This is a genomic window from Pseudoalteromonas sp. 5Ae-yellow (genome assembly GCF_014077565.1).
Classification (GTDB): Bacteria; Pseudomonadota; Gammaproteobacteria; order Enterobacterales; family Alteromonadaceae; genus Pseudoalteromonas.
Genome location: NZ_JACGWD010000045.1, coordinates 1 through 13,194, shown reverse-complemented (window position 1 = coordinate 13,194; position 13,194 = coordinate 1). Strand labels below are relative to the sequence as shown.

Sequence of the window (13,194 nt, the reverse complement as noted above, 5' to 3'; positions counted from 1 at the left end):
TTTTAATAGAGATTACAAACTTACCCACAATTTCTGTGGGTAAGTATGGGGGTTGCAGGGTATAAATAGCCTAACTAGTTAATTATTAAATAAATAATAGCTAGGCTATAAAAAATACACGTTGCGTTTATTGAGTAATTTGCGCTTCTGCTTGTGCTGCCTGAATTGCAGTTAAGGCGATTGTATACACAATATCATCAACTAATGCACCACGGCTTAAATCGTTTACAGGTTTGCGCATACCTTGCAGCATAGGGCCAATACTTATTAAGTCGGCACTTCTCTGCACTGCTTTATATGTAGTATTACCCGTATTTAAATCTGGGAATATAAATACAGTCGCTTTACCGGCTACAGGGCTGTTAGGTGCTTTTTTAAGAGCTACGTTTTCCATTATAGCGGCATCGTATTGTAGTGGACCGTCGATAATTAAATCAGGACGTTTTTGTTTTGCAATTTTTGTGGCTTCACGTACTTTTTCAACATCGGCACCGGTACCAGAAGTGCCCGTGCTGTAGCTGATCATGGCAACACGTGGCTCTATACCAAATGCAGCTGCAGAGTCGGCAGATTGAATCGCTATATCTGCAAGCTGTTCAGAATTAGGGTCTGGGTTAATCGCACAGTCACCGTAAACTAACACTTGGTCAGGTAGTAGCATAAAAAATACAGATGATACTAGCGATGACCCTGGCGCTGTCTTAATTAATTGCAGTGGTGGGCGAATTGTATTTGCCGTAGTGTTTACCGCGCCCGATACTAAACCGTCCACTTTACCTTGCTCAAGCATCATTGTACCCAGTACGACGTTATCTTGTAGTTGCTCTTGTGCTACTACGGCAGTTAGGCCTTTGCTTTTACGAATTTCGACCATAGGCGCAATATAATCATTAATAATACTTTTTGGCTCGATAATAGTTACATGTTCGTTTAGCTCAATACCTTGCTGTTGCGCAATACGCATTATTTCTTCGCGATCGCCCAGTAATATAGTTTTAGCAATCCCGCGTTGACCACAAATAGCAGCCGCTTTAATTGTACGAGGCTCATTGCCTTCTGGCAGAACAACTGTTTTACCTGCTTTACGCGCTTTAGTGGTAAGTAAGTAACGAAATGCGGGCGGTGATAACTTGCGAGTTTTACCTACACTTTTAGCTAGAGTATCTAGCCAGCTTGAATTGATATGCTCTGCGTTGTGATCTTTTACTTTTTCAATACGTTGGTCATCATCATTTGGTACTTCCATATTAAAGTTATGCAGTAATAATGATGTACGCCATGTGTCGGCATCGGTTGCAAGTATTGGTAAACCGGTTTGCATGGCTTGCTCACACAAGGCCATTATACGCGGTTCTGGTTCAAAACCACCGGTAAGCAATATGGCGCCAAGTTTGGTGCCATTCATAGCTGATAAACACGCAGCAACAAGTATGTCAGAGCGATCGCCCGGTGTTACTAATAAAGCGCCTGGCGTAAAATAGTTTAAAATATTTGAAACCGTACGAGCACAAAAAGTAATACGTCGCAGGCGACGATGAAGCATATCGCCTTCGTTAATTATTGTTGCTTTTAAATACGCACTTAAGTCTTTTACGCGCGGCGCTACTAAGTCAAAATCCCACGGGATTGCGCCAAGTAACATGAACGGATTATTTTTAAAAATAGGCAGGGAGGCTAAACGATTTAACTCGTTTTCAAGCTCTTCAGGTTTGTATGAGTCTACTAAATCGGCGCGTGCACGACCTTCTTCATCAAGTGGCGCGTTTACTTTATTAAAAATACAGCCCAGTACGCGAGGATGATCGATACCACCGTAGTTACCTGCTGCAATTTCAAGGCGGTCTTCTATTTGAGTAATGGTGTAATTACCAGGGGTAAGTACAAATACAATTTCGGCGCCGAGTGTTTGCGCAATTTCGCGGTTTACACGCCCAGCATAAGGTTGGCGACGAGTAGGTACCATACCTTCAATAATAGCGACTTCGTCGTCGTTTATTTTACTTTCAAAGCGTTCAACAATTTCCTCTAGTAGATCATCACCTTTACCGTCGCCAATCATTTGCTCTGCATAATCAAGTGCAAAAGGCATTGGTGGGTTAATAGGTGAGCCTTGAGTGACTATTTGTGTTGATTTTTCAGGGCCTGTTTCACCTGAACGTGGCTGAGCGATGGGTTTAAAAAAGTTAACTTTAACTGTTTTTTGTTCAAGTGCACGCACTAAGCCAACTGATACCGACGTTAAACCAACACCGGTAGAAACAGGAATTAACATAATACGACGTGCCATATTAAAGCTCCTTCACGATATTTGCAGCATCAAGGGCAATGACCCATTCTTCATTAGTTGGCATTACAACTGCTTTGACGTGTGAATTTTTACAGCTAATAACACCGCCTTGACCAAAGCGCGCATTAAGGTTGGCTTGCGGATTACACTTAATGCCTAAAAAGGCAAGTTGTGTAATTACTTTTTCACGAATAATATCTGAGTTTTCACCAATACCACCCGTAAAAATCACAGCATCAAGGCGCTGTAATGGGACCATATACGCTGCAATTTGTTTTGAAAGGCGGTAGCAAAACATGTCAATTGCGATTATCGCTTTTTTATTCCCGGCTATAGCGGCTTCTTCAATGGTACGGCAATCGTTAGAAAGCTCGCTAATACCTAACAAGCCACTTTTTTGGTTTAGTAGGTTATCTATTTGCTGGGCTGTGTAATCAAGTTGGGTGGTTAAAAAGTTAAATAAGCCAGGGTCAATATCGCCGCTACGTGTGCCCATTATCAGCCCCTCTAGAGGCGTTAGTCCCATGCTGGTATCAACACTCTTACCATTTTTAATCGCGCATACAGAACAACCGTTGCCTAAGTGGGCACTAATAAAATTGCTTTGCTCGATAGGTTGCTCTAGTAACTTTGCTGTTTGCCCTGCAACATAAAAATGACTTGTGCCATGAAAACCATAACGCCTAACACCAAACTCGGTGTACAACTTATATGGAAGAGCGTAAAGAAAGGCAACTTCGCTCATAGTTTGATGAAATGCAGTATCAAACACCGCGACTTGTGGCAAACCTTCAAACGATGCCTGCGCCGACGATATACCTAGTAAATTAGCGTGCCCATGAAGCGGTGCAAGCGTTGCAGACTGTGTAATGCCTGCAATTACTTTTTCGTCAATCAATACCGATCGCGTAAAGTGCTCGCCGCCATGTACAACACGATGGCCCACTGCGATAAGTTGCTCGTCTAAGTTGTGATCTTTTATTAAGCTTACAAGCGTATTTATAGCCTCAGCATGAGCTTGATTAGCCGCTAAGTCGATAACTGTTTTAGTACCATTAAATTTGTATTTAATAGAGGGTGCTTTAGCGCCTAAGCGTTCAGCAAGGCCTGAAATGATTTCGTGACCACCGTTCGCATCAATAATGGCAAACTTTAAGCTAGAGCTACCACAATTTAAAACTAAAACGTGTTGTGATTCAGGAGAGGTTGTTGGCATAGATTCAATTTCCATAAACAAATTTAGTAAGTAAACGTTAATTCGTAATCGTTACACTTACGGTATTAAGTAAAGCTAAAACAATTGAATGTTCAATTGCAAAGTAGTTAACGCAATGTTAAATACTTTACCTTAATTAAGATGTTTAAGTTAGGATTGTTCGCTATTAAAAGGTAAATTTAAGCTGTTTTACTGAGAAAGTGTAACTCTTTCATTTTGTGTTACACTTTGCGTATAGCTCGTTTTTCCATTGTATTTAAAAGCAGTATCTGTGAGGAGTCATGATGCAAAAAAGTGTGATGTCACAACTACAAACAGGCCGTTTGTATGGTAAAAGATGGCCAATGCGTAAAGAGCTTGCGCCTTTGTTTTTAGAGTTTAGAGTGATTAGAGCGACTGAGCTTGCCATTACAGTAATGCCAATCTTGGCTATGCTAACGTTGTTTTTTCAGCTTAATTACTTAGGATCTGATTTTTTACCGCAAGCTATTGCGAGTGCATTATTTTTTATATCGTTACCTTTACAAGGTTTATTTTGGTTAGGCAAACGAGCGCAAACGCCTTTAGATCCTGCTATGCAAAAATGGTACAACGAGCTGTACACTAAAATGGCGGCTAATGGATATCAAACGCAGTTAAGTGAAAACAAGCCCCGTTATATGGAGCTTGCTAACTTACTTAAAGATATGTTTGAAAAAATGGATAGAGCATTTACTAAAGAGCAGTTTTAGCGGGTTATACCATTATCTATTTTGGTAAACTGAGTAATATAAAATGATAAGGTGACAGTGTGTTCACCTTTTTGTTCGAGTGCTGTCCAGTGCTCGGGTCTAAATTTCCATGCAAATGGCGTCATCATTATTAAGTTTTTAATATCAGTAAAGCTAAGCGCTACATGCTCTGTTAAAAGGATCTGCTTTGATTTTTGAAATCCTTTTGGAGTGGCTATTTCAGTATGTTCGTTTACTTCTGAATATATATACGATTTTAGCTCTTTTAAATGACAAGGTCCTGGGCTTGCAACCACTAATGTTGCGTTTTGATTTGCTAGGCGTTCAAGCTCTTGCTCAAACAAAGGTGCAAATACACTTACAAGTACATCAGCAAATTGGCTTTTAAAGGGCGCTTGGCTAATTGATGCCACACTAAATTGGCAATTAGGGTAGCGCTTAGCTGCATATTTAACCGCTGATTTTGAAATGTCGACACCGTATACAACAGCATTTGTTTTATTTGCGATTGCTTGGGTATAAAACCCTTCACCGCATCCTAAATCAATAATAGTATTCGCACTTATATTACTAATTATATCGCTAAGATTTCGTTGTAAGAAGCCATAATAACCAAGCTCTAAAAATGCGCGTCTGGCTTGTACCATTTCAAGTGAATCACCCGGTTGTTTTGAATTTTTTTGCTGCACAGGCAGTAAATTAACATAGCCTTCTTTAGCAAAATCAAAGCTGTGGTTGTTAGCACAACGAAGTGTTGAATCAGTTTTCAAAAGTGCGAGATTACACAGCGGGCATTGATATTCAAGACTCATGAGCCTAGGTAGTCCTTATCGTAAAAAGTTTTTACCCAATGCGGGCGATAGGTGATCATAATTGTTATAGCCATGCCGTTGAGCATTGCTTCAGGAAACCAAATTATGGCACTTAAATAAACGTAGTTATCTGCAAGTTCTTGCCAATTGTATTGCCCTATAGCTAAGTAAAATAAAGCACCTAGGCTTATTTTTATACAGGCTATAAATCCTGCGGTTATAAACGCACAAACAAATATATAAACAAAAAAATGACGAGGTAAATATTGGTAACTAATTATAAAGCCAAGATAGCTCAATAAAATAGGAATAAACGCACCAATAAGCAGTTGTACTGGTAATAGCTCAAGTTCAATTTGACCAAAGGCAGCGAGTAGGGCTGTGGCAAGTAGGCTACTTAAAATAGTCAATCGCCAGCCTAAAATTAATGTAGCAGCCGTAACACCTAGTATGTGTAAATCAAGGCCAGTTAAAATGCCAGCCTTTATTCGCCAAAGCACTGCAAACACTAACGCACACGCAAGTACGCCAGTTTGACGGACTGGCGTATTAAGCAATGTTTTATATGTTTTTTTATCAAAGCTTAATAGAGCAATAATAATCACAAGAGCCCAAAGTAGCCCCTGCATTGTTAGGCTGAGCATAATAATTACTTAAATGTTGACCATATAGGGGCATGATCTGAGGGTTTTTCAATACCGCGAAGTTCGTAATCAATACCTGTATCTATGCAGCGTGCTGCAAGCTCATTGGTTGCAAGCACTACATCTATACGAAGTCCTCGATTATCTACAAACCCTTTAGAGCGATAGTCAAACCACGAGTATTGATCGTCTGTTTCGGGGTTTTGCTCTCTAAAGGTGTCTTTAAAACCCCAATTAAGTAATGTTGCAAGCCATTCACGCTCTACCGGTTGGAAAGAACATTTACCCGTTTTTAACCAACGTTTAGCATTTACTTCGCCAATACCAATATCTAAATCGGTAGGTGATATGTTGATATCACCCATAACGATGACGTCTTGATCGGGTGTGTGATTGGTTTCAAGGTGTGTCATTAAATCTTTATAAAATTGACGTTTATAAGGGAATTTAGTTTCGTGATTAATATTATCACCTTGTGGGAAATAGCCATTCATGACAGTAAGGTCGCGACCGTTTTCTTGTTCAACAGTGACGCTTATCATGCGTTTTTGCGATTCATCTGTATCGGTGGCAAAACCTTTTAAGACCGATTTAGGCTCTTTTTTGCATAACATAGCTACGCCATAATGCGCTTTTTGACCATGAAAGTAGACGTGATATCCCATTTTTCGTACATCTTCTAATGGGAATGCTTCGTCGTGAACTTTAATCTCTTGCAAGCCAATAACGTCTGGTTGATGTTTGTCGATAATTGCTTGTAATTGGTGAAGACGAGCACGCAGACCATTGATATTGAAAGAAATCACTTTCATAAAATTTACCTTAAAATTGGTTCTATTTAATAGATTAAATTGTATCAGTAAATACGCGTACATAACATGACTGAATTGAGATAATAGCTGCGCAAATGTTGATCAAATGATGGGTAAAGTTTAAACATTGTGAATACAATATTAATTATTTAAATAAATAAAAAATTCAATTGAACTTAACTTTATTGAATATATAATGCGCGAAATTCACTTGTTTAGCTCGTTCAAATAGGATCTCTCATGAAAACTCAACTACTTTTAGCCACTGCTTTACTAGCATCTGCAACTGCGTCAGCTCAAAGCAATACTTACTTTAGCCAAGATAACAAAATTGAGTCTAAGTTATGTGTACTAAGTGCAAACGAAGGCTTTAGCGTTGCTCGTAAAGAAGCTGCCCAACACGGTGTTTACCTATCTCGTTTTTCTAAAAGCATTTTATGTAATGGTGAAGATATTCGTGATATTGCTAAAAAAACGACATTAAGCAACGCATCAGTTGAGAAAGTAGAAGTATTTGCAAAAGACGCTCAACAAGAAACTCAATTATGTATGACGGCTTTAAAACAAGGTTTAGCACCTGTTCGTCAAAAAATTGGTAACCTAAACTCATTAAAATGTAATGGTCAAAACGTTACTGAGTTTGTTAAACGCTACCAAAACGCAGCAATCTAATTATTAGCTTAACTATATAAGTAAATTTGAAATGCCTGGTTTTTACCGGGTATTTTTTTGCAAAAATTACAAGGTTGTTTGCAAAGCTTGCAAGCTTAACTTATTGAAACTGTTTAATAAATATACCGATCGAGATTAAGTTATTGATTATTATAAGTTAACTATTATTGGCATTGGATTTGTATTAGTTAAAGTGACATTTAATTAATTACGAAGGATACGTCTTATGAAAAAGTTAACATTAGCAGCCACTATTTTAGCATCATTAAGCCTAGCGGCTTGTTCATCTAATCAAGGTCTTGAAAGAATAGACAGTGACTTTGCAAGTTTAGATAATGATAGCGATGGCTACATCTCAAAAGTTGAAGCTGATGACGATAGCATTTGGGGCCATTTTTCAAATATTGATACCAATATGGATAACGAAATTAGCCGCAAAGAATTTAACACTTATATGAAGCTTAATAATGGCAAAGTAGCCACTGATTCTGAAGTAAGTGAGTCGGCATTTAAAGCTGAAATTGCTAAATTCGATAAAATTGAAAGCAGTTTTTCAAGCTTAGATAACGACAGCAATGGCTATATCTCGGTAGTTGAAGGTAACGATGATGATATTTCAAATCATTTTGGTTACATGGATAAAAACCAAGATAAGCGCATCAGTAAAAGCGAGTTTATGGGTTACATTAAAAAATACGGTAACGCAGTAGCTGAAGATGATGCATTAGAAGCTTTTAAAAGTAACTAATAGTTACCATTTTAGTAAGTAAGATTAAAGCCAGTGCTAGTCACTGGCTTTTTTGTGTTTTAAATTTAGTTATTTGATAGATATATTTTCCTAGTTTGGTGTTGTTCTGTCATAATAGATGGCTGTGTATTTTTATTTGTTAAGAGTGTGTATGGCGGGTCGGCGAATTAGTGATGAACAACTAGTTGAGATCATTGAAGCAGCTATTTTTGTTGCAGATAAGCCTGTTAGTAAACGCCACCTTAAAGACATCGTATTAATAGATTTAGCTATTTCTATGACGCGAATAAATGACGCAATAGATACAATACAAGAACATTTTCAAACTCGTGGTATTCGCTTAGTTGAAGTTGGTAGTGGGTATCGGTTTCAGGCATGCAGTAGTTTAAGCCCTTGGTTAAATAACTTGTGGCAAGAACGCGCACCAAAATACTCGCGTGCTTTACTGGAAACATTATCACTTATTGCATACAGGCAGCCCATTACACGCGGCGAAATTGAGCAAGTAAGAGGTGTTACTACGGGTTCGAATATTATTAAAACCTTACTCGAAAGAGAGTGGGTTAAAGTGGTAGGGCATAAAGAGGTTCCGGGAAAGCCGGCTTTATATGCAACTACTAAGCAATTTTTAGATTATTTTTCGTTAACTGGACTTGAAAATTTACCTGCGTTGCCAACAGAGCAGCAAAGTAAAATTAACCAGTTATTGAGCGATCCTTCTGTGAGAGAACCATCCGAATGAGTATTATACAAGGTGAAAAGTTACAAAAAGTCTTAGCCCGTGCAGGCGTAGGCTCACGCCGTGAAATGGAAAAATACATTGACGCAAACCGCGTTAGTGTAAACGGTAAAGTGGCAAAGTTAGGTGACCGGGTTGAAGAAACCGATTTGATTCGTGTTGACGGACACAGTGTAAAAATCGAAGAAAAAGCAGACCGAATCTGTCGTGTGATTATGTATAACAAACCAGAAGGTGAGTTAAGCACACGTAAAGATCCTGAAGGGCGTCGTACTGTATTTGACCGACTTCCTCGTATTGATGGCGATCGCTGGATTGCGGTTGGTCGATTAGACGTTAATACATCGGGTTTAATGCTTTTTACAAACGATGGTGAACTGGCAAACCGTTTAATGCACCCAAGCTATGAAGTAGAGCGTGAATACTCTGCACGTGTATTTGGTGAAGTAACCAACGAGACGGTTAAAAACTTACTACGTGGTGTTGAGCTTGAAGATGGCCCAGCCAAATTCACGACTGTAACCCCTATGGGTGGCGAAGGCGTTAACCGTTGGTTTAACGTAACGTTAAATGAAGGGCGTAACCGTGAAGTTCGTCGTTTATGGCAGTCTCAAGATGCAGAAGTATCTCGTCTTATTCGTATTCGTTACGGTAAACTAGAGCTTGATAAGCGCGTGCCACAAGGTGGTTGGATGGAGTATGATTTAGAAACAGTAAACTACTTGCGTAAAACCGTTAAATTAGGCCGCGAAACACAAACTAAGCTTTCTGTTATGCCTGAAAAACGCAAAGATAAACGCGCTAAAATCAACCAAATTCGTAAAGCAGTTAAAAAACACAATCAGCGTGTTAAGCCGACTAAACGTAAATAATCAATTAGTTATTTATTGAACACAAAAAAGCCGCTAATTGCGGCTTTTTTAATGTGTGTTGTTTAAACTATTTAAACTCTAAATTACTTTTTTACTTGAGCATCTAACGATTCGCCATTCACTTCACTAGAATCGTCACTCATTAGATATAAATATGTAGGCATTAAATCCTCTGGTGTAGCAAGTGCGTCTCTATCTTCACCTGGATATGCAGCAGCTCGCATTGAAGTGCGAGTAGCGCCTGGGTTAATACAGTTTACACGAATATTCGTTTTACCTACTTCACATGCCCATGTTTGCATCATACCTTCTACTGCAAATTTTGAGATGGCATAAGGCCCCCAAAATTCACGACCTTTGCGGCCTACACCTGATGACGTAAATACTATCGATGCATTATTAGACTTACGAAGAACAGGAAAAAGTGCTTTAGTGATCATTGCTTGTGCAGTCACGTTTACTTTCATTATGTTTTCGAACGTAGATGAGCAAAAATGTTCAAGCGGACCGAGTGACCCTAAAATACCTGCATTATTAAGCAACCCATCAAGGCGTCCAAACTGATATTCGATTGTTGCAGCAAGGTCACGGTAGTTTTGCTTCGTTGCGCCTTTTAAATCCATAGGGACTATTGCAGGTTTAGGGTAGCCAGCATTAACAATTTCATCGTAAACACATTCAAGTTTATTAGTTGTTTTTCCTAATAAGATAACTGTAGCGCCGTATTTTGCATACGTAATTGCTGCAACTCGGCCAATACCATCACCGGCGCCTGTTATTAAAATAACTTTATCTTTAAGTGCGTTTTCAGCTGCTTGATATGTGTGCATAAAAGTACCAATTCATATAATTTTTTTGATTTTAACATAGCGAAACGTGAAGTAATCGAATTTATTGTAAAATTAGGTGGCGAAAATAGAAACTTTACGTTAAGTTTAACTGGTCTAATGTCTCATTAATAACCTGATTACATTGTTTTAACTTAATACACTGATTAAACACACTATAAAAATAAAATACGTGCGGAGCCAACAATATGAAAAAAATGCTACTTTCACTCTCGGTTACAGCTGCTTTAGCAGGTTGTGGCGGTGGAGAAACGTTAACAGATGTCAAAAACGACACAGCAGCAGTTATCCCAACAGCAACAGTTACATTTGATCCAGCAGCAGGTATCTTATCGGTACCCAATGATTTATTAATGAGTGGAACTCAAGACGGTACACTTAATATTCCTGGTGAATTAGATGACAACAATGTCTCTATTTCGCGCGCAGCTTATGCAAACCCTCAACTTGCACTAGGTGCACTTGATGGTTGGTCTTCGCAGGTTCCTTATAAAATCGATTTAACATTCCCACCAAATGTGAGTTTAGATGAAGCGTCTGCTGGGACCCCTGGTACAGTAAGAATTTTTGAAGTTGTAATGGGTGCAAGTTTAACTGATGCAGAATGTTCAGTTGTAGCTGCCGGTACTGCTTGTAAATTGGTCGGTGAGCTTACTTTTGGTGTTGACTTTGTTACTCAAGCTTCAGGTGATGGCGTTGCTATTATACCTTTAAAACCTTTTACGGCCGGTAGCTCATACATCAATGTATTAACTACAGCGCTTAAGGATTCTTTAGGTCGTTCTATTGAGCCTTCATCTACTTATGCCTCTGTGAGTGAAGAAGCGCCGTTAATTACAGAAGCCCAACTTGGTTTGCAAGGTGCTGTAAATAGCTACGAAAATGTAGTAGTTAGTTCAGGCGATATTTCAAAAGACGATATTATTTTTTCTAGCGCAATGACTATTCAATCAGCAGGGCCAGTACTTGGTACTATTAAGCAATTATTAGCTGGTAGTTTGAGAAACCCTGCAACCATACCAAAAATAACTATCACAGAGTCTGAAGAAACGGTTAAAGATTTTTTAGGTTTTCCAGACATAGCTACTTTTGCACCATTTGATGCTGTTGAATACATTAAAGGTGAAATTACTTTACCAATGTATCTAGGCACACCTACAGGTACCGATATAAGCGCTTTGAATGACACATACTGGAAAGCAATGTGTTCAAGCCCTGTTGCAGTATTAAATCAGTTAGCCGCGGATCAAAAGTTACGAGATGAGGGTAAAGAAGAAGATATTGATGCAACTATGTTTGACGAAGGGCCTTATGAAGACGTTTGTCAGCAAATAAATACCCGTCTACATGACTATCCAAAAATAGATATTACTCGGCATTTAACTAAATATAACCCAGTTCCATTAGCTCAAAGCAATGAGACTATACCTGTACAAATTACAAAGCCAATTTTAGCTGATATAAATGTTTATCGTTCAGCTTATGGTTTACCTGAGCTTGAAAGTATCCCAGAAGGTGGTTGGCCTGTTGTGATTATGCAGCACGGCATTACAACAAAAAAAGAAAGTATGCTTGCTTTAACTGCGCAGCTTTCTATTCAAGGCTTTGCAACGGTTGCTATTGACCATCCAAGACATGGTGAGCGTGGAATAGATGTTGATGATGATGGAACAGACGACTTTAATACAACAACGGGCTCTGTACTTAGTTACATGAACTTAAGTTCATTGCTTGTTGCACGTGATAGCTTACGTCAATCGGCTGCTGATTTATTAGGCCTTCGTTTAGGCCTAAACTTTATCAACGATACAACTATTAATAGTAAAGACGTTACCTACATTGGGCATTCGCTAGGTTCTATTGTTGCTCCAGCATTTATTGCTCAAGCTAATACGCCAATGGCAGAAACGCTTGATCCGCTATTTAATGTAAACACGGTAGCGCTTGCAAGTGGTGGTGGCGGTATAGCAAGTTTCTTACTTGAATCTGCTGCGTTTGGTCCATTTATTCAAGGTTCAGTACTTTCACAAGCGGGTACAACAGAAGCTGATGAACTTAACGTTTACTTACAGGGCGCTGCGCTTTCTAACTGTGGTTCATTGGCATCGGAGGATATGGAAGCTTATTTAACGTGTGGTTACAGCGAATATATTGCATCACTTACCACTGCGGGTGAAACGACTAAACTTACTAACATTCAAGATGTATTTACACAGTTTGCTTTTGCGGCGCAAACAGCATTAGATAGTGGCGACCCAACGAACTACGCAGCCACTGTGAAAGCATTAGGTACTCCTGTTTATACTAATGTTGTTGTGGGTGATGGTGTTGATAACAAGCCTGACCAAGTGATACCACCAATGGCAGCTAATAATCCTATTTCTGGCACAATTCCATTAGCTAACTTGATGGGTCTTGAAACAGTAAGCTCTTCGCAAGCATTGAGTGAAACACCTTCGAGCTATTTAGTTAAATTTACGACTGGCCATCATGGTTCTATTTTAACGCCAGCTCAAGATGCTGCAGAGGCTTCGACTGTTGAAGGCAGTGCAGCTGCTAATGCAGAAATGCAGTTACAAGTAGCAACTTACTTAGCTGCTCGCGGACGGATGTTATTAGTGTCAAATCCTGAGATTGTGACTGATTAATAACCAGTAAAATAATTAACCTTTAAAAGCCACTGAAAAGTTAACACCATTCAGTTAAGCATGCTTTGACTTAATGGTGTACCGAGTTTTTGAAATTCGAACGGTCCTACTTTTGGGCCGTTTTCTTTTTTCTGGAAGAATATAACGTTTCACTCGTTCTCGCAT

Annotated in this window: 12 protein-coding genes; 6 read left to right on the top strand and 6 right to left on the bottom strand. The window is 39.0% G+C overall.

Features of this window, described 5'->3' with window-relative positions:
- Positions 1-127: 127 nt before the first annotated feature.
- Both pta and H4J63_RS12855 read right to left on the bottom strand, forming a co-directional pair.
- Complete coding sequence (gene pta, locus H4J63_RS12860) at positions 128-2,287, bottom strand: phosphate acetyltransferase (RefSeq protein ID WP_182196934.1); 2,160 nt, start codon at positions 2,285-2,287, stop codon at positions 128-130.
- Position 2,288: 1 nt separating this feature from the next.
- On the bottom strand, positions 2,289-3,503 hold the full coding sequence (locus H4J63_RS12855; protein ID WP_182196933.1) for an acetate kinase: 1,215 nt from the start codon (positions 3,501-3,503) through the stop codon (positions 2,289-2,291).
- A 284-nt stretch (positions 3,504-3,787) separates the two neighbouring features.
- On the opposite strand from H4J63_RS12855, the gene yfbV reads away from it, so the two are divergent.
- Positions 3,788-4,234 carry a terminus macrodomain insulation protein YfbV gene (gene yfbV, locus H4J63_RS12850; RefSeq protein ID WP_182196931.1) on the top strand — a complete coding sequence of 149 codons (447 nt, stop codon included), beginning with the start codon at positions 3,788-3,790 and terminating at the stop codon, positions 4,232-4,234.
- Here the strand turns inward: yfbV and H4J63_RS12845 are convergent.
- The 3 genes from H4J63_RS12845 to xthA are packed head-to-tail and all read right to left on the bottom strand — an operon-like array spanning position 4,231 to position 6,502.
- Positions 4,231-5,046 carry a putative RNA methyltransferase gene (locus H4J63_RS12845; protein WP_182196929.1) on the bottom strand — a complete coding sequence of 272 codons (816 nt, stop codon included), beginning with the start codon at positions 5,044-5,046 and terminating at the stop codon, positions 4,231-4,233. The two genes, yfbV and H4J63_RS12845, sit on opposite strands and share 4 nt — an antisense overlap.
- Entirely contained in the window at positions 5,043-5,690 is a 648-nt protein-coding gene (locus tag H4J63_RS12840; protein WP_165727396.1) for an energy-coupling factor ABC transporter permease, read from the bottom strand. The genes H4J63_RS12845 and H4J63_RS12840 overlap by 4 nt, the downstream gene beginning before the upstream one ends.
- Positions 5,691-5,695: 5 nt before the next feature.
- Positions 5,696-6,502: an exodeoxyribonuclease III gene (gene xthA / locus H4J63_RS12835; RefSeq protein ID WP_024592537.1), complete on the bottom strand. Its 807-nt coding sequence runs from the start codon at positions 6,500-6,502 to the stop codon at positions 5,696-5,698.
- 240 nt (positions 6,503-6,742) lie between these two features.
- Here xthA and H4J63_RS12830 point away from each other — a divergent pair, with 240 nt between their 5' ends.
- The 4 genes from H4J63_RS12830 (at position 6,743) to rluB (ending at position 9,533) form a co-directional block, all read left to right on the top strand.
- Entirely contained in the window at positions 6,743-7,174 is a 432-nt protein-coding gene (locus H4J63_RS12830) for a hypothetical protein (protein WP_007582577.1), read from the top strand.
- 226 nt (positions 7,175-7,400) lie between these two features.
- Positions 7,401-7,922, top strand: coding sequence for an EF-hand domain-containing protein (locus H4J63_RS12825; RefSeq protein WP_007582579.1), 522 nt, complete (start codon positions 7,401-7,403; stop codon positions 7,920-7,922).
- A 151-nt stretch (positions 7,923-8,073) separates the two neighbouring features.
- Positions 8,074-8,664, top strand: a complete 591-nt coding sequence (scpB, locus tag H4J63_RS12820) for an SMC-Scp complex subunit ScpB (protein ID WP_024592539.1) — start codon at positions 8,074-8,076, stop codon at positions 8,662-8,664.
- The gene (gene rluB, locus H4J63_RS12815; protein WP_007582584.1) at positions 8,661-9,533 is read left to right on the top strand and encodes a 23S rRNA pseudouridine(2605) synthase RluB; all 873 of its coding nucleotides are present in this window, start codon (positions 8,661-8,663) and stop codon (positions 9,531-9,533) included. Before scpB ends, rluB begins: the two co-directional genes overlap by 4 nt.
- 83 nt (positions 9,534-9,616) lie before the next feature.
- Here the strand turns inward: rluB and H4J63_RS12810 are convergent, their stop codons facing one another.
- Positions 9,617-10,363: a YciK family oxidoreductase gene (locus H4J63_RS12810; RefSeq protein ID WP_166376245.1), complete on the bottom strand. Its 747-nt coding sequence runs from the start codon at positions 10,361-10,363 to the stop codon at positions 9,617-9,619.
- 206 nt (positions 10,364-10,569) lie between these two features.
- On the opposite strand from H4J63_RS12810, the gene H4J63_RS12805 reads away from it, so the two are divergent.
- Positions 10,570-13,029, top strand: a complete 2,460-nt coding sequence (locus tag H4J63_RS12805; protein ID WP_182196927.1) for a VolA/Pla-1 family phospholipase — start codon at positions 10,570-10,572, stop codon at positions 13,027-13,029.
- Positions 13,030-13,194: the final 165 nt, after the last annotated feature.

Coding starts and splice junctions, on each gene's coding strand:
- H4J63_RS12855 (WP_182196933.1), bottom strand. CDS start 3,503: ATGCCAACAACCTCTCCTGAATCACAACACGTTTTAGTTTTAAATTGT.
- H4J63_RS12805 (WP_182196927.1), top strand. CDS start 10,570: ATGAAAAAAATGCTACTTTCACTCTCGGTTACAGCTGCTTTAGCAGGT.
- H4J63_RS12825 (WP_007582579.1), top strand. CDS start 7,401: ATGAAAAAGTTAACATTAGCAGCCACTATTTTAGCATCATTAAGCCTA.
- H4J63_RS12840 (WP_165727396.1), bottom strand. CDS start 5,690: ATGCTCAGCCTAACAATGCAGGGGCTACTTTGGGCTCTTGTGATTATT.
- scpB (WP_024592539.1), top strand. CDS start 8,074: ATGGCGGGTCGGCGAATTAGTGATGAACAACTAGTTGAGATCATTGAA.
- yfbV (WP_182196931.1), top strand. CDS start 3,788: ATGCAAAAAAGTGTGATGTCACAACTACAAACAGGCCGTTTGTATGGT.
- rluB (WP_007582584.1), top strand. CDS start 8,661: ATGAGTATTATACAAGGTGAAAAGTTACAAAAAGTCTTAGCCCGTGCA.
- pta (WP_182196934.1), bottom strand. CDS start 2,287: ATGGCACGTCGTATTATGTTAATTCCTGTTTCTACCGGTGTTGGTTTA.
- H4J63_RS12810 (WP_166376245.1), bottom strand. CDS start 10,363: ATGCACACATATCAAGCAGCTGAAAACGCACTTAAAGATAAAGTTATT.
- H4J63_RS12830 (WP_007582577.1), top strand. CDS start 6,743: ATGAAAACTCAACTACTTTTAGCCACTGCTTTACTAGCATCTGCAACT.
- H4J63_RS12845 (WP_182196929.1), bottom strand. CDS start 5,046: ATGAGTCTTGAATATCAATGCCCGCTGTGTAATCTCGCACTTTTGAAA.
- xthA (WP_024592537.1), bottom strand. CDS start 6,502: ATGAAAGTGATTTCTTTCAATATCAATGGTCTGCGTGCTCGTCTTCAC.